Here is a 14,532-nt window from a genome sequence, read left to right as displayed (position 1 = left end):
CTCGGCCGGGCGGAGCGCATCGTCGCGCGCATCCGCGCGTGGCGGACAGCGCTCATCGGGTGCGCCCGACCACGCTGGCCACCAGCGGGCGGACCTCGTTGCGGAACGCCTCCGACACCGCGGGCGTCTCCAGAGCCGCCCAGGCGCGATCGGCGAACTGGTTCGCGAGCCCCTCGGCGTAGCTGCGGGCGCCGCACTCCTCGAGGATGCCGCGCACCTTCTCCGCGGTCTCGGGCGCGAGGTGCTCGTCGCCGATCAGCGCCTCGATGTCGGGCCAGCAGTCCGTGCCGGCCGCGTGGGCGATGAGGACGGTGCGCTTGCCCTCGCGGAGGTCGCCCAGCGTGGTCTTGCCGGTCTGCCCCTCCGAGCCGAAGACCCCGAGCAGGTCGTCGACGATCTGATAGGCGATGCCGATCCAGCGGCCGAACTCGCCGAGGGCGTCCACCGCGGCGTCCGAGGCCCCGGCGAGGATCGCTCCGGCCTGGAGCGGCGCCTCGAACGAGTAGACGGCCGTCTTGAGGCGCTCCATCTCGAGCACCTCGTCGACCGAGGGCATGCCCGGCATGAGGGAGAAGTCCACATCGGCCAGCTCACCCGCGGCGGAGGCGAAGACGGCCTCGTCGAGCAGGGTGAGCAGGCGGGCCCGCACGCCGTCGGAGGCGCCGACGCCCTCGACGAGGCGGTGGGCGCCGGTGAGGGCGAGGTCCCCGGCGATCACGGCCACCGAGGTGCCCCGGTGCTCGGCGATCGGGATGGAGAGGCCCGCGGTCGTCGCCTCGTCGCGGTAGCTGCCCGAGACGTTCGGGCCGCCGCGGCGCACGAAGTCGCGGTCGATCACGTCGTCGTGCACGATCAGCGCGGTGTGCAGCAGCTCGAACGCCGCGCCGAGATGGGCGGCGGCCTCCGGATCCTGGCCGCCGTGGGCCTCGTACGCGGAGATCACCATCAGCGGGCGGAAGCGCTTGCCGCCGCGGGTGTTGGCCTCCAGCGTCTGCCAGAGGGTCAGGTAGCGGGGTCCGAGACGCACCGCCCGGGACCTCGCCAACGAGAAGAACCTGTCCAGGACGGCATCGACGTGCTCCTGCCTCAACCGGGACAGAACCACGGGGTCGCGCGTATCCACGTGGGAAGGCTAACAAAGGGGAGAACCAGGACGATAAGCCGGCTGATGTGTTGCGGCGTGCTTGACTTGCGGGTATGACTTCGCCAGCCGCCACTGTGCAGACGGACCGGATCGAGCAGGTGGTCCTCCTCGACGAGGCCGGGAACGCCGTGGGGGTCGCCGACAAGGCGACCGTGCACGACACGGCCACTCCCCTGCACCTCGCGTTCTCCTGCCACGTCTTCTCCCCGGACGGCGCGCTTCTGGTGACCCGCCGCGCACTCGAGAAGCGCACCTGGCCGGGCGTCTGGACCAACTCCTTCTGCGGGCACCCCGCCCCGGGCGAGCGGATCGAGGACGCCGTCGTCCGCCGGGCCGAGCGCGAGCTCGGCGCCCGGCTGGCCACGCTGGAGGTCGCCCTGCCGGACTTCCGCTACCGCGCGGTCGACGCGTCCGGCGTCGTCGAGAACGAGATCTGCCCCGTCTACACGGCGACGCTGTCGAGCCGCGACGCCCTCGATCCGCGCCTCGACGAGGTCATGGACTACGAGTGGGTCGACGCCGAGGCGACGCTCGCCGCCGTCCGCTCGACCCCCTGGGCGTTCTCCCCCTGGCTCGTGCTGCAGCTCCCCCGCCTGCTGGGCTGACCCCCGCGCCCTGATCCCTGCGCCGGAGTCAGTCGGTGTAGACGTCCGTGCGGTGGAAGTTGAGCGCCGACCGCGACGCGGTCGGACCGCGCTGGCCCTGGTACCGCGAGCTGTACTCCGCCGAGCCGTAGGGCTTCTCGGCGGGCGAGCTGAGGCGGAAGAAGCACATCTGGCCGATCTTCATCCCCGGCCAGAGCGTGATGGGGAGCGTCGCGACGTTGCTGAGCTCGAGGGTGACGTGGCCGGTGAAGCCCGGATCGATGAATCCGGCGGTCGAGTGGGTCAGCAGCCCGAGCCGTCCGAGAGAGCTCTTGCCCTCGAGGCGCGCCGCGATGTCGTCCGGCAGCGACACCTCCTCGTAGGTCGAGCCGAGCACGAACTCTCCCGGGTGGAGGATGAACGGCTCGCCCTGCGGCGTCTCGACCAGGCGGGTCAGCTCGGGCTGGTCCTCGGCCGGATCGATGTACGGGTAGCGGTGGTTGTCGAACAGCCGGAAGAAGCGGTCGAGGCGCACATCGACGGACGACGGCTGCAGCATCGACGGATCGTGCGGGGCGAGCCCCACGCGGCCGGAGGCGAGTTCGAGCGAGATGTCGCGGTCGGAGAGGAGCACGCTGCGATCCTAGGGCGTGGCGCGACCCCGGGGCATGGGCCGGCTCCGGGCCTTGCTACGATGTCCTGGTGCGCCCGAGCGGCGCCGCGCGAGTGTAGTTCAATGGTAGAACTTCTGCTTCCCAAGCAGATGGCGCGGGTTCGATTCCCGTCACTCGCTCTCCTCCCCCTCGTCTGCGGCCGGTCCTCCGGCCCGATGCGAACGGCTCCTCCTCCGGCGCTGCAGCGGCGTCCGGCAGCGCAGCGGCGTCCGGCAGCCCAGCGGCGTCCGCCAGCCCAGCGGTATCCGTCAGCCCAGCAGCGGCAGCCGCCCGACGATCCTGTCGATCCGGTTCCTCGGCCCCACCAGGCTGACCGCGAGGTACTGCAGCTCGTCGGAGCCGCTCGCCGCCACCGCCTCCCGGTACTCGTCGTACACCCGGGTGGCCTGCGCCGACGCGGGCATGTCGGCGACGAACGTCCCCTCGTGCGCCTCGGCCTTCGCGCGGATCGCGAGCAGGGTGGCCGCGTCGGCGGCGAGGACCGTGCAGCCGGCCCACGGCAGACCGGGATGCAGCGATCCGGACGCGTCGGCGGGGCTCGGTCCGAGCAGTCCCACGACGTGCGCGGCCGTCGCGGCGCCCACGCAGATCGCGGCGTTCACGGCGCGACCGGCGGGGAGGGACTCGTCGACGACGACCACCCACTTGAGGCGAGCCGAGCGGGTGGGCGCGGCGGTGTCGATCTCGTCGGGGTGGAAGCCGACGGCGTCGGGGGCGGGGATGGTCATGATGCTCCTCGGTTCGTGCGAAGTGACGTCACGAAGAGTAGGCAGGAGGGCTCCCCTGCGGCAGGATCTCCGTATGAACGACCAGCAGAACGGCCCAGGAGCGGCACTCGACGAACTCGACGTCCGGATCCTGCAGGTCCTGCAGTCGGATGCACGGATCACGAACCGGGACCTCGCAGCCGCCGTGCACGTCTCGCCCACCACCGCCCTCGACCGAACGAGGAGCCTCCGGCGCCGCGGCGTCATCACCGGCGCGACGCTCACTCTCGACTTCGCGGCCCTCGGGCGCGGCGTGCAGGCGCTGATCGCGGTCCGCATCCGTCCGCCGTCGCGCGAGATCATCGAGGCCTTCCGCGACTGGGTCGCCGGCCTCGACGAGACGGTCGGCGTGTTCGTCACCTCCGGCTCGGAGGACTTCATCATCCACGTCGCCGTCCGCGACAACCAGGACCTCTACGCCTTCGTCATCGACGAGCTGACGCAGCGCCGCGAGGTCGCCGACGTGCGCACCTCGGTCGTCTACGAGCACCTGCGCGAGCAGGTCGTCCTGCCGCTGGAGCCGCACGGCCGCGCGGAGCGGTGAGGCGCCCGAGCTGCGTTCCGACGCGACACGCCGGGCGGATCAGTGGCAGCGCGCGGGATCGCGGGACGCAGAGGGCAGGGTGGAGGGGTGACAGAGCTCGTCCAGATCCCGTCGCCGGGCGTCGCCCTCGAGTACGGGCACCCCGGCCGGCCCGTGGTGGTCGTGCTGCACGACGTCTTCGGGCGCCTGCCGTGGCTGGAGCCGTTCGCCGAGGCCGTGGCGAAGCACGGCTACCACGTGCTCGTGCCCGACCTCTACGACGGCTGGGCCACGCTCGCCCCGGAGGACGCGCGCGACCTCGCCGCGATGGCCGCGCAGGACCGCACCCTCGCCGCCGTCGCCGAGGCGGTCGGCACCGGAGTCGCGGCCGGGGCACCGCGCAGCGCCGTCATCGGCTTCGGCTTCGGCGGCCGCCTCGGGCTGCTCGCCGCGGGCACCGGGCTCGTGGACGCGGTGGTCGCGTACTACGCCACCCTCGGTGCGGAGGAGCACGTGCTGGTCCCGTGCCCCACCCTCCTGCACTACGCGCAGAGCGACGAGTGGCCCGCGGGCGACGACCCGGAGTCGTTCGTCGGGCGGCTGAAGGAGTCGGGGACGCCGGTCACGGCGCACACCTACCCGGACACGCAGCGGCACTTCGCGAACGGCAACCTGCGCGACGCGGTCAGCCCCGCCTCCGCGGCGCTCGCCTACGCGCGGACGCTCTCGTTCCTCAATCCGCAGCTCATCGACACCTGAGCTCAGCCCTGCACGTCGTGCAGGTGGTGCTGGACGTCGTGCAGGTAGTAGCGGGCGATCGTGTCGACCGTGAACGCCGCGCCGTCGCTGCGGCGGCCTCGGCGCTGCCACTGAGCGCCGGCGACGGAGTCGAACACCTCGGCGATGCGCTCGGCCGCCTCGACCAGCTCGCGGCCGACCGTCGCGGGGTCCTGCTGGTCGTAGCGCTCCTCCACGGCGGTGACGTCCTGGTCCCAGTTGGGGTAGAGCGGGTCGTCGCCGGCGAGCATCAGCTGCACACGGGTGCGGTAGATGCGGTGCACGTCGCGCACGTGCGCGGCGTACTCGAGCGGCGACCAGGTCTCGTCGTCGGGCCGGCCCGCCGCGTCGTCGCGGTCGAGCACGTAGGGCCAGGCGGCGGCGTTCTCGCGGATGAGCTCGGCGACCTCGTCGGCGTCGACGAGCGAGGCGTCGAAACCGCACTCGAGGCAGGGGCACTCGAGGACCCAGGTCCAGTCCTTGGTGTCGGGAGTGATCGGCATGGCACCAGAGTAGGGCGCCGCCGGATCAGCAGCGCGTCGGGGTCCCCTGCACGGCGCCGCGCTCGCCGTCGGCCGTCCACGGGAGCCGGGGCAGGCCCTCGGCTCCCGCCGCGGCTCCCTGCTCGACCGCGATGGCGGCCAGGGTGCGGGCGACCGTCGCGGCGAAGTCGCCGCCGGGCGTCGAGCTGTTGATCGAGACGGCCACGGTCAGGCCCGAGACCGGGTCGGAGTAGGCCGCGGTGACGAAGCCGGGCGCGAGGCCCGAGAAGCCGCGGAGGGGTCCCGCCTCGTGCCCGCCGAGCCCGGCGCGGAGGTAGTCGGCGCGGCCCTGGCCCTGGACGACCGGGTCCTGCCACATGGCGTCGCCCGCGGGATCGGCCGCGAGACCCGTCGCCAGCCGCCGGAGGTCCTCCAGATCGGTCAGCGCTCCGCCCGCGGCGCCGAGCGCGGACGGGGACGCGGCGGTGACGTCGAGGCGCACGTCGCAGCGCTTCTCCCCGGTCGCCGGGTCCAGCGCGACCGCGTAGCCGCGGGGGGACGGAGCGGGCAGGTCGACCTCGGAGGCGTCTGGCAGCTCCGTGCTGCGCAGCCCGTACCGCGGCACCACGTACTGGTCGTAGAGCTCCCCGATGCTCCGACCGGTCACCTGCGCGGCGACGATGCCGGCGAGCAGCGGACCGGTGGCGGAGTCGGACCACGCCGCTCCGGGCTCGGCCGAGGCGCCGCGCACCTGGGCCGCGGCGAGCAGCTCGAGCGTCGGCCACTGCCGCGGGGGGTTCTGGAGCACGGTCGGCCAGAGCGCCGAGCGGAAGTCGGCCAGGCCGGAGGTGTGCGCGCAGAGCTCGCGCAGGGTGAGCCCGTCGATGCCGGGCAGGGAGCGCAGCGTCTCGCCGACGTCGGCGTCGAGGTCGACCCGGCCGGAGTCGGCGAGGGCGAGGACCACGTCGCAGGTCATCGCCTCGGTGCCGCCGGTGCCGAGCCGCAGGTGCGCGTCGGTGGTGAGGGCGGTGGTGCGCTCGTCCGACTCCCAGCCGACCGCGCCCTCCCAGCTGCCGCCCCACGGCGACCAGACACCGGCGACCGCTCCGGTCGCGCCGGCGACGCCGACCGTCTCGTCGAGGAACCCCGACAGGGCGGAGGCGAGCTCCTCCGACGCCGCCTGCGCGGGCGCCTCCGCCACGCGCGAGGCGGCGGCGGGCGTGCAGCCGGCCAGTGCGAGCACGAGGACCGGGACGACGAGCAGCCCCGTCCGCGTCCGTCTGCGAGATCCCATGCCGTGCGACTCCCCCGTCGTCTGCGAACGGCACCACTGTACGGGGGCTCCGTCGGGCCGGAGAGGGCCGCTGAGCGCCCGATCGCGATTCGTGTCCTGACCGTGACCGGCGGAGTCCACCCCGTTCCCAAACCGGCAGGCGCCCGGTTACGAAGAGAGGGAGTACAGCGCAGAGGCGCTGCTCGAAGGAGGTAAGAGACCATGCGCAGATCCCCCAATCGACTGCTGGCGACTCTCTTCGGAGCCGTCTACGTCGTCGTCGGGCTGCTCGGCTTCGTCGTGACCGGAGGCGTGCAGTTCCTCTCGACCGAAGGCGGGCTCCTGCTCGGCATCTTCGAGGTGAACCCGCTGCACAACATCGCCCACCTGCTCATCGGAGGCGCGCTGCTGATCGCGGGCCTGTCGACCGTCGCCGCGGCGAAGACCGTCAACGTGACCGTCGGAGCGGTGTACCTGCTGCTCGGCATCGTCGGCTTCTTCCTGGTCGACACCGCTCTGAACGTGCTGGCGCTGAACACCGCCGACCACTTCCTGCACCTGGCCAGCGCGCTGGTGCTCCTGGGAGTCGGACTCGGCACCGAGAAGACGGCGAGGACGCGCACCGCCGCGACCGCCTGACCAGGGCGGCACCCGCCGCCCCCCTCTACTCCGTCCGCCGTGGGCCCGCCGTTTTCCGCGGCGGACGGACTGAACGGCCCCGGACGACACGATGCGGTGTGTCGATCCGGGGCCTCCTCTTCTTCCCCGATCCAGCGAAGGAGCCGCCATGACCACCGTGGCCCGCTGCAACGCCGCTTTCGCCGGACTCGGCGCCGGGCTCGTCCACCTCTCGCTCGCCGCCGGCGGCGAGGGCGTGCAGGCCCCGGTGATCGGAGTGCTCGGTGCCGTCGAGATCCTCTGGGCGGTCCTCGTCCTGGCGCGCGGCCGGATCGTCGTGCCGCGCTCCGCGCTGGTCGTCGCGGTCGCCTCCCTGGCGGCGTTCGCCCTCGCTCTGGCCCTCGGCGCACTCGCCGAGCCCCTCCCCGCGCTGGCCGCCGCGGCCCTCCAGCTGATCGCGGTCGCCGTGGTGGCCGTCTCGCTCCGCTCTCCGCGCGTCGAGGAGAAGGCCGTCTCGCCGTCGCGAGCTCTCGTCGGACTCCTGGCCGGCGCGCTCACCGTCTCCGCCCTCGCCACCCCCGCCATGGCCGCCTCCTCGGGCGGCTCGGGCGACATGGGCGGGATGATGCACTCCGTCGTCGACCGCGGACACGGGCACTGACGCCCTCTGGTCCCGGCGGCCCCGCTCGGCTAAGGTAAGGCAGACCTCAGTCGCCGAGGGAGGCCACCGTGTCGAACGTCATCCCGTTCTCCGAGGCCCTGCGCCTGCGCATCGGGCAGTCCGGCGCGGACGACGAGGGCGCCGCCTTCATGACCTCGCTGATGACCGGCTCCGGCAGCCGCGACGACTACATCGCGCTCATCTCGCAGCACTACTTCGTCTACGAGGCCCTCGAGGCCGTGGCGGAGGACATGGCCGGCGATCCGGTCGCGGAGCCCTTCCTCTCGGCCAAGCTCACCCGGCTCCCCGCGATCGCGGAGGACCTGCGCTTCCTCGTCGGCGAGGACTGGCGGGAACGAATCCGCCCGCTGCCCTCGACCGGCGCCTACGTCGACCGGATCCGCACCGTGGCCGCGGGCTGGAGCGGCGGCTTCGTCGCCCACCACTACACGCGCTACCTCGGCGACCTCTCCGGCTGCGCGATCGTCCGCGGGCTGCTGCAGCGGCGGTTCGGCTTCGAGACCAACGGCGTCGGCTTCTTCCTCTTCGGCGAGATCGCCGCACCGTCGGCCTTCCGCGCCACCTATCGCGAGCAGCTCGACGCCGCGGGCTGGGACGAGGAGGAGCGCGAGCGGGTCATCGCGGAGGTCGCGGAGGCGTACCGGCTGACGACGGAGCTGTTCCGCGATCTCGCCCGGACCTGCGCGGCGGCCTGAGGGCCTGCTCCGACCTCCTCCGCGGGGCGTCAATCCGCGGACGCCTCCGCGACGGCGGCCGGCTCGGCTCGCCGTTCGGACATGAAGCGCAGCACGTCCTTGTCGACGATGATGTCGCTCGGCCGGAGCGGCCGCGTCAGGTAGAGCCCCTCGAGGCTCGTGATGCGGCTGAGCGCCACGTAGGTCTGCCCGGGCGCGAAGGCGCGCTGCCCGAGGTCGACCACGGCGGAGTCGTAGGTCTTGCCCTGCGACTTGTGGATCGTGACCGCCCACGCCAGGCGGAGCGGGAACTGCGCGAACTCGGCGACGATCTCGCGGGTGAGCTTCTTCGTCGCGGCGGAGTAGGAGTAGCGGTAGCGCTCCCAGGTCGCGGGCTCGACCTCGTGGACCTCGCCGTCCACCTCGACCCACACCGTCCCCGCGACCTTCGTCACCCGGCCGATCGTGCCGTTCACCCAGCGCTGCTCGGAGTCGTTGCGCAGGAACATCACGTGCGCGCCGATCTTGAGCTCGAGGTTCTGGTCCGCCGGATAGGCGCGCCCGCCGAAGTCGCCGCTGATCTCGGCCGACGCGGTCTTCAGCGGGCCCTTCAGCCGCGCGAGCGCCGCCTGGTTGATGCGGTTGACCGTGTCGTTGCGGGTCGCGAGCGTGATCGCGTCGTCGGCCGGAGGCGTCCGCGCGCCCGCCGCGTTCAGCACGTCGGCGATCTCCTTCGTCACCATGCCGAAGCGGACCGCGTTGAGCATCCACTTGAAGCGCTCGTCGCTCTGCCGGTGGATCCGGCCGAGCTCGACGATCCGCAGCGGCGCCTCCTGCCAGACGAGGGCGTCGAAGAACCACAGCGAGCGGTAGCGGTCGGCGAAGTAGGCGCGCTCCTCCGGATCGCCGGGAACGGGCGCGAGCTGGAACGGGTCGCCGAAGAGGACGACCTGCACGCCCCCGAACGGCTCGGAGCGCCGCTGCCGCGCCTGCCGGAGGCTGCGGTCGATCCCGTCGAGCAGGTCGGCGTTGACCATGGAGATCTCGTCGATGACGAGTGTGTCGATGGTGTTGAGGAGCTTGCGCAGCTCGGGCGGCTGGTCGAGGTCGGAGTCGGCGATGACGCCGATCGGCAGTCGGAAGAGCGAGTGGATGGTCTGGCCGCCGACGTTCAGCGCCGCGACGCCGGTGGGGGCGCAGATGACGATCTGCTTGTCGGTGTTCCAGCTCAGGTGGTTGAGCAGGGTGGACTTGCCCGTGCCCGCGCGACCCGTGACGAACAGGTGCTCGCGCGTGTTCTCGATGAGGTCGAAGACCCGCTGCTGCTCGTCGGAGAGGGTCGGCTGAGTCACCGCTCCACTGTACCCGCGGGCCGCCGGGACCCCGGGGCCCGGGCGCGGATCAGCCGCGCTTCTGGAGGGCGGCCAGGCGGTCGTTGTAGGCCGTGAGCTCGGCCTCTCCGGTGCGGTCGGCCTGGCGGTCGCGGCGCTTGGTCTCGCGGGCGTCGGAGCGGCTCCACATCATCGCGACGACGATCGCGAGCGCGAGGGTGGGGATCTCGCCGATGCTCCACGCGATGCCGCCGGCCGCCTGCTGATCGGCGAGCGCGGAGGTGCCCCAGCCCATCGCTCCGTACCAGTCGGCGAGGAGCAGCCCCTCCCCCGTCATCAGTGCGAGGCCGAAGAAGGCGTGGAACGCCATGGTGCCCAGCAGCAGCAGCAGGCGCATCGCGTAGGGCACGCGGTGCACGCTCGGGTCCACTCCGATCAGGACGCTGACGAAGAGGTAGCCGGTGATCAGGAAGTGGACGATCATCCACTCGTGGCCGATGTGGTCCGTGGTGGCCCAGCGGAACAGCGGGGAGTAGTAGAAGCCCCAGAGCGACCCGACGAACAGCAGCGCGGCGACGATCGGGTGCGAGATCGCGGTGGCGAAGCGCGAGTGCACGGCGAGCAGCACCCACTCGCGGGCGCCGCGGGAGCCGTCGGTGCGGCGGGCGGCGGCGCGGGCGATGAGCGTGACCGGTGCCGCCGGGACGAGCAGCAGCGGCACCGCCATGGTGAGGACCATGTGCGAGAGCATGTGGGCGCTGAACAGGTACTTCTCGTACGCGTTCACCCCGCCGTTCGTGATGTAGGCCAGGAGGAGCATGCCCGCGATCCAGAGGATCGTGCGGTGCAGGGGCCAGCGGTCGCCGCGGCGGTGCAGGCGCACCACTCCGGCGACGTAGAACGCGATGGCGAAGGAGCAGACCAGGAGCCAGACCAGGTCGATGTTCCAGAGCGTGAGGAAGTTCATCGCGCTCGCGGGCGGCGGCAGGGGCTCGCCCGTCAGCAGCTGGGCCGGGGTCGGATCCGTGAGCTGGCTCGCGGCGATCTGGTCGACCGGGGTCGCGGTGCGCGCGAGCGCCGCGGCGACTCCGGACGCGATCCCCATGAAGGCGATCTCGGCGCCGACGAGCCACCAGAAGCTGCGGCCGCCGACGCCGCCGGCCTTCCGCATCCGCTCGATGAGGTAGCGGCGCTGCAGAACGCCGAACAGGCCCAGCGCGACCAGCGCCGCGACCTTGACCAGCACGAGGATCCCGTAGCCGGTGAGCAGGTTGTCGAGAGTGGCGAGCCGGAGCTCGGCGCTGACGTAGCCGGACGCCGCGACCACGACGAAGCTCACGAGCGCGAGGCTGGAGTAGCGCTCGATCACGGGCAGCAGGCGGGAGCCGCCGAGCAGGGGCCGCAGGGCGATGACGGTGATGAGGCCGCCCAGCCAGATCGCCGCGAAGACGAGGTGCAGGCCCAGCGCCGTGACGGCGGCGTCGTGCCCGCTCGCTCCCGCCGCGTGCCCCTGCTGCGCCATCGGCAGCAGCGTGAGCAGGGCCAGGCCCGTGACGAAGACGAGCGCGGTCTGGTTGCGGACGGCGAAGCAGAGGACGGTGACGACGGCCGCGAGCAGCGTCGTGATGAGCCAGGCCTGGCCGACCTGGATGCTGCCGATGAAGTAGCTGAGCTTGGTGCCGAAGTCGCGGTCGAGGCTCAGGGGCGTCTGCGTGACGTTGAGGAAGGTGAGGAACCCGGTCACCGCGCTGGCCGCCGCGAAGAAGGCGGCGCTGGCGGCGGCGACGTCGAGGGCGATCGAGAACTCGGTGCGCGGCTCGGGCGCGGCCTCGGCGGTCGCGGGGCGCGCGGGGGCGACCGCGGTGCGCGTCGATCCGGCGCGGGAGGAGGACTGGCCGCCGCGCGAGGACTGGCCGCCGCGAGAGGAGGCGTGAGCGGTCGAAGATCGGGACGAGGACCGTGCGTCGCGGGCGGCGGCGGCGCGGGGGCTCAGCGCGAACAGCGTCAGCACGAGCGAGCCGATCATGCCCGCGGCGCCCAGATTGACAGCCAGCTTGGCGATCGGGAGGCCGTAGCGGACCACGGGGCCGGGATCGTTCAGCAGCGGAGCCGCGGCTCCCCCTCCGAAGGCCAGGGCCGAGAGGAGGGCGACGAGCGCTGCGGCGACGAGCACGAGCGCAGGGCCGACGATCCGGACGGTTCGATTCACCGGTCCAGCCTACGTTCCGCGGCTGATCGGCAGCCGCGTCGGCGGACGATCGGCGGGCGCGTCCGCGGACGATCGGCGGGCGCGTCCGCGGACGACGACGGCCCCGGCGCAGTGCCGGGGCCGTGTCGGAGGGCGCGACTACTTCGCGGCGGCCTTGAGCTTGGTGCCCGCGGAGACCTTGACCGAGTGGCCGGCGGCGATCTGGATGGTCTCGCCGGTCTGCGGGTTGCGGCCGGTGCGTGCGGCGCGGGAGGTGCGCTCGACGGCGATCCAGCCGGGGATGGTGACCTTCACGTCGTTCGACACGGAGTCGGCGAGGGTGGTGAAGAGCGAGTCGAGGACGCCGTTGACGGCGGCCTGGCTCTGGCCGGAGTCGGCGGCGATCTTCGCGACGAGCTCGGTGCGGTTGAGCGACTTGTCAGCCATGGAGTGTCCTCCCAGGACGTTCTCGCTGTCGGAACAGCTGGTTTCGATGGATCGTCCTCGGCCGGGGACGGACGTCCTCAACCGGTCGGACCGTCGGTAACCTACCAGCCCCGCCCCGGATCTCCGGCGATTCCGGCCTCGAGACGCCCGGAACGACGCCGATCGCGCCGGTCGGTCCCTCCACAGGAGGCGCTCGGCGCCCCTCGTCCACCGATCCGCCGATCGCCTCTCCGCGCGGCCCGCGGCCTGACGAGGATCGGCTCATGACGACGACGGCACTCCTCCCTCCACCCGCTCCAGCCGACGCGGCCCTCCCTCGGCCGCCCCGGCGGCACCCTCCCGCCCACCGGCCGTACGAGCCCGGTCTCGCCGCGCTCGCGCTGGGCCTGCTCGCGCTCGCGTCCTCCGTGCATCCGCTCTGGGCCCTCCCCGCCGTCGCCGTGGCGGTCGCCGCGGTGATCGCGTCCGTGCGGGCGCTGCGGTGGGCGGGCGAGCGGAGGAGCGCGGTGGCCGGGCTCGCCTGCGCGGCTCTCGCGCTGCTCGTCTGCTCCGTCACGGCTCCCGCCTCCGTGCGGGCGGGCCTGGCCGTGCTGGCCTGGATCACCGCCCTGCGGCCCGGTCCGTGAGCGGGCGCGGCTCCGGTCCAGCCCGCCTCGCTACAGTGACGGCGGCCCGCGCCCGAGCGGGCCGGGAGGACGGCCACGATGGCTCAGACGGACGGTTGGATCTCGACGGCGATCTGGTGGCACGTCTACCCGCTCGGCTTCACGGGCGCCGAGGCGAGCGCCTCGGAGGGTCCGGGTCCGGACGACGAGCCGCAGCACCGCCTCCGCGCCCTGCTCCCCTGGCTCGACGACCTGCTGGCGCTGGGCTGCAACGGGCTGCTGCTCGGGCCGGTCTTCGCCTCCTCCACCCACGGCTACGACACGGTCGACCACTTCCGGGTCGATCCCCGCCTCGGCGACGAGGCAGACCTCGACGCGCTGATCGCCGCGTGCCGCGAGCGCGGGATCCGGGTGCTGCTCGACGGGGTCTTCAACCACGTGGGACGGGAGCACCCCTGGTGGCGTGCCGCGGTCGCGGCCGGCGAGGGCTCCCCCGGGGCGGCGCGCTTCTCCCGCAGCGAGCGGTCGCAGGAGGTCGACGGCCTCCGCGTCGACGTGTTCGAGGGGCACGACGCTCTGGTCGAGCTCGACAACGGGAACCCCGAGGTCGCGGAGCACGTGTCCTCCGTGCTCGCGCACTGGCTCGAGCGGGGCATCGACGGCTGGCGGCTCGACGCGGCGTACGCGGTCGCGCCGGCGGCCTGGCGCGCGGCGATCGACCCGGTGCGGCAGCGCTTCCCCGACGCGTGGTTCGTCGGCGAGGTCATCCACGGCGACTACACCGGCTACGTGCGGGAGTCGGGGCTCGACTCGGTCACGCAGTACGAGCTCTGGAAGGCCGTCCGCAACTCCCTCGAGGAGGCGAACCTCTTCGAGCTGGCCTGGTCCCTGAAGCGCCACGACGACTTCGTCCGCGAGTTCCCGCCCCTGACCTTCGTCGGCAACCACGACGTGACCCGGATCGCCAGCGCCGTCAGCGACGAGCGCCACCACGGCCACGCCACGGCGATCCTCGGCTTCGTCGCCGGCGTGCCGAGCATCTACTCCGGCGACGAGCGGGGCCTGCGCGGCGTCAAGGAGGAGCGGATCGGCGGCGACGACGCGATCCGCCCGGAGTTCCCGGCCGATCCCGCCGAGTGGCCGGGCGGGGAGGCCTACCGGGCCCACCAGGAGGTCGTCGCGTTCCGCCGACGGAACCCGTGGCTGGTCGGCGCGAGCACCCGCACGGTCGACCTCTCCAACACCGCCGTGATGCTCGTGGCGGAGGGCCCGGAGGGACGCACCGCGCGGCTCGCGCTGAACATCGGCGACGAGACGGCGACCGTCGGCGGCGTCCAGGTCGCTCCTCACTCCTGGTCGCTGCACGACTGACCCGGCGCGCGGGCGGCCCGGCAGTGCGCGACGGAGCGTCGACCTCCGGGGGCCCGTCCTCTACGCTCGGGCGCATGCCGAGACCTGCACGAGGACCCTCCGACGGACGAGCCGACTCGATCGACGACGCCGGGATGCCGGCGTCCGGACTCGAGCAGGCGTTCGCCGCCCCCGTCGACCCGGAGAGCGACCCCGGACCGGGCGAGAGGAGCGGCCTGTCGAGCCGCATCGCCCAGGAGCTGCTCGAGGACGGCTTCGGCCTCGACGCGAGCGACGAGGAGCCCCCGTCCCGCGCCGTGGAGATCGACGATCCCGCCCGCGCCGTGGGTGACGATCCCGCCCACCCCGTGCACGGCTCGATGTCCGGCGAGTTCGAGCGCCGCTGAGCCCGG

At 73.0% G+C, this 14,532-nt stretch carries 17 protein-coding genes and 1 tRNA gene; 10 read left to right on the top strand and 8 right to left on the bottom strand.

Features of this window, described 5'->3' with window-relative positions:
- Nucleotides 1–52 precede the first annotated feature (52 nt).
- Entirely contained in the window at nt 53–1,027 is a 975-nt protein-coding gene (locus C5C95_RS01750) for a polyprenyl synthetase family protein (RefSeq protein ID WP_244229492.1), read from the bottom strand.
- 170 nt (nt 1,028–1,197) lie between these two features.
- Between C5C95_RS01750 and idi the strand changes: the two genes are divergently transcribed.
- On the top strand, nt 1,198–1,749 hold the full coding sequence (idi, locus tag C5C95_RS01745) for an isopentenyl-diphosphate Delta-isomerase (protein WP_104222897.1): 552 nt from the start codon (nt 1,198–1,200) through the stop codon (nt 1,747–1,749).
- 28 nt (nt 1,750–1,777) lie between these two features.
- Here the strand turns inward: idi and dcd are convergent, their stop codons facing one another.
- Complete coding sequence (dcd, locus tag C5C95_RS01740; protein ID WP_104222898.1) at nt 1,778–2,362, bottom strand: dCTP deaminase; 585 nt, start codon at nt 2,360–2,362, stop codon at nt 1,778–1,780.
- An 88-nt stretch (nt 2,363–2,450) separates the two neighbouring features.
- On the opposite strand from dcd, the gene C5C95_RS01735 reads away from it, so the two are divergent.
- Nucleotides 2,451–2,521: transfer RNA gene (locus C5C95_RS01735), tRNA-Gly, on the top strand.
- 129 nt (nt 2,522–2,650) lie between these two features.
- Here C5C95_RS01735 and C5C95_RS01730 read toward each other — a convergent pair.
- A complete protein-coding gene (locus C5C95_RS01730; RefSeq protein ID WP_104323665.1) occupies nt 2,651–3,130 on the bottom strand; it encodes a DUF2000 domain-containing protein in 480 nt (159 codons plus the stop codon).
- 73 nt (nt 3,131–3,203) lie between these two features.
- On the opposite strand from C5C95_RS01730, the gene C5C95_RS01725 reads away from it, so the two are divergent.
- Together C5C95_RS01725 and C5C95_RS01720 are read left to right on the top strand one after the other, a co-directional pair.
- On the top strand, nt 3,204–3,713 hold the full coding sequence (locus C5C95_RS01725) for an Lrp/AsnC family transcriptional regulator (RefSeq protein WP_104255349.1): 510 nt from the start codon (nt 3,204–3,206) through the stop codon (nt 3,711–3,713).
- Nucleotides 3,714–3,800: 87 nt separating this feature from the next.
- Complete coding sequence (locus C5C95_RS01720; RefSeq protein WP_104237610.1) at nt 3,801–4,451, top strand: dienelactone hydrolase family protein; 651 nt, start codon at nt 3,801–3,803, stop codon at nt 4,449–4,451.
- 2 nt (nt 4,452–4,453) lie between these two features.
- On the opposite strand, the gene C5C95_RS01715 is transcribed toward C5C95_RS01720, so the two are convergent.
- Both C5C95_RS01715 and C5C95_RS01710 read right to left on the bottom strand, forming a co-directional pair.
- Nucleotides 4,454–4,972: a DinB family protein gene (locus C5C95_RS01715; protein WP_104323664.1), complete on the bottom strand. Its 519-nt coding sequence runs from the start codon at nt 4,970–4,972 to the stop codon at nt 4,454–4,456.
- Between the two features lie 25 nt (nt 4,973–4,997).
- Nucleotides 4,998–6,245, bottom strand: a complete 1,248-nt coding sequence (locus C5C95_RS01710; protein ID WP_104222904.1) for a serine hydrolase — start codon at nt 6,243–6,245, stop codon at nt 4,998–5,000.
- A 201-nt stretch (nt 6,246–6,446) separates the two neighbouring features.
- Between C5C95_RS01710 and C5C95_RS01705 the strand changes: the two genes are divergently transcribed.
- From C5C95_RS01705 to C5C95_RS01695, 3 genes are all read left to right on the top strand, one after another.
- On the top strand, nt 6,447–6,863 hold the full coding sequence (locus tag C5C95_RS01705; protein WP_104246935.1) for a DUF4383 domain-containing protein: 417 nt from the start codon (nt 6,447–6,449) through the stop codon (nt 6,861–6,863).
- Between the two features lie 148 nt (nt 6,864–7,011).
- Nucleotides 7,012–7,503 (top strand): hypothetical protein, encoded by a 492-nt coding sequence (locus tag C5C95_RS01700; RefSeq protein WP_104246936.1) that lies wholly within the window; start codon nt 7,012–7,014, stop codon nt 7,501–7,503.
- A 68-nt stretch (nt 7,504–7,571) separates the two neighbouring features.
- Entirely contained in the window at nt 7,572–8,219 is a 648-nt protein-coding gene (locus C5C95_RS01695; RefSeq protein WP_104222907.1) for a heme oxygenase (biliverdin-producing), read from the top strand.
- Between the two features lie 29 nt (nt 8,220–8,248).
- Here the strand turns inward: C5C95_RS01695 and C5C95_RS01690 are convergent, their stop codons facing one another.
- From C5C95_RS01690 to C5C95_RS01680, 3 genes are all read right to left on the bottom strand, one after another.
- Nucleotides 8,249–9,550, bottom strand: a complete 1,302-nt coding sequence (locus C5C95_RS01690) for an ATP-dependent RecD-like DNA helicase (RefSeq protein ID WP_104222908.1) — start codon at nt 9,548–9,550, stop codon at nt 8,249–8,251.
- Between the two features lie 49 nt (nt 9,551–9,599).
- Complete coding sequence (locus C5C95_RS01685; protein WP_258072607.1) at nt 9,600–11,738, bottom strand: bifunctional copper resistance protein CopD/cytochrome c oxidase assembly protein; 2,139 nt, start codon at nt 11,736–11,738, stop codon at nt 9,600–9,602.
- 138 nt (nt 11,739–11,876) lie between these two features.
- Entirely contained in the window at nt 11,877–12,164 is a 288-nt protein-coding gene (locus C5C95_RS01680; RefSeq protein WP_056037903.1) for an HU family DNA-binding protein, read from the bottom strand.
- A gap of 263 nt (nt 12,165–12,427) precedes the next feature.
- On the opposite strand from C5C95_RS01680, the gene C5C95_RS01675 reads away from it, so the two are divergent.
- From C5C95_RS01675 to C5C95_RS17765, 3 genes are all read left to right on the top strand, one after another.
- A complete protein-coding gene (locus C5C95_RS01675) occupies nt 12,428–12,790 on the top strand; it encodes a hypothetical protein (RefSeq protein ID WP_104323663.1) in 363 nt (120 codons plus the stop codon).
- 78 nt (nt 12,791–12,868) lie between these two features.
- Nucleotides 12,869–14,140 carry an alpha-amylase family glycosyl hydrolase gene (locus C5C95_RS01670; protein WP_104323662.1) on the top strand — a complete coding sequence of 424 codons (1,272 nt, stop codon included), beginning with the start codon at nt 12,869–12,871 and terminating at the stop codon, nt 14,138–14,140.
- Nucleotides 14,141–14,214: 74 nt separating this feature from the next.
- Nucleotides 14,215–14,526, top strand: coding sequence for a hypothetical protein (locus C5C95_RS17765; protein WP_146084422.1), 312 nt, complete (start codon nt 14,215–14,217; stop codon nt 14,524–14,526).
- Nucleotides 14,527–14,532 lie beyond the last annotated feature (6 nt).

It is taken from the genome of Rathayibacter sp. AY1B7 (assembly GCF_002932735.1).
In the GTDB taxonomy this organism is placed as follows: Bacteria; Actinomycetota; Actinomycetes; order Actinomycetales; family Microbacteriaceae; genus Rathayibacter.
Note: the sequence above shows the minus strand (reverse complement) of the source record. Positions and strands in the feature narration are given on the sequence as shown.

Bases quoted from the DNA above. Each gene is read 5' to 3' on its own strand.
- C5C95_RS01725 (WP_104255349.1), top strand. From the start codon at position 3,204: ATGAACGACCAGCAGAACGGCCCAGGAGCGGCACTCGACGAACTCGAC.
- C5C95_RS01700 (WP_104246936.1), top strand. From the start codon at position 7,012: ATGACCACCGTGGCCCGCTGCAACGCCGCTTTCGCCGGACTCGGCGCC.
- C5C95_RS01730 (WP_104323665.1), bottom strand. From the start codon at position 3,130: ATGACCATCCCCGCCCCCGACGCCGTCGGCTTCCACCCCGACGAGATC.
- C5C95_RS01670 (WP_104323662.1), top strand. From the start codon at position 12,869: ATGGCTCAGACGGACGGTTGGATCTCGACGGCGATCTGGTGGCACGTC.
- C5C95_RS01675 (WP_104323663.1), top strand. From the start codon at position 12,428: ATGACGACGACGGCACTCCTCCCTCCACCCGCTCCAGCCGACGCGGCC.
- C5C95_RS01715 (WP_104323664.1), bottom strand. From the start codon at position 4,972: ATGCCGATCACTCCCGACACCAAGGACTGGACCTGGGTCCTCGAGTGC.
- C5C95_RS17765 (WP_146084422.1), top strand. From the start codon at position 14,215: ATGCCGAGACCTGCACGAGGACCCTCCGACGGACGAGCCGACTCGATC.
- C5C95_RS01710 (WP_104222904.1), bottom strand. From the start codon at position 6,245: ATGGGATCTCGCAGACGGACGCGGACGGGGCTGCTCGTCGTCCCGGTC.
- idi (WP_104222897.1), top strand. From the start codon at position 1,198: ATGACTTCGCCAGCCGCCACTGTGCAGACGGACCGGATCGAGCAGGTG.
- C5C95_RS01680 (WP_056037903.1), bottom strand. From the start codon at position 12,164: ATGGCTGACAAGTCGCTCAACCGCACCGAGCTCGTCGCGAAGATCGCC.
- C5C95_RS01705 (WP_104246935.1), top strand. From the start codon at position 6,447: ATGCGCAGATCCCCCAATCGACTGCTGGCGACTCTCTTCGGAGCCGTC.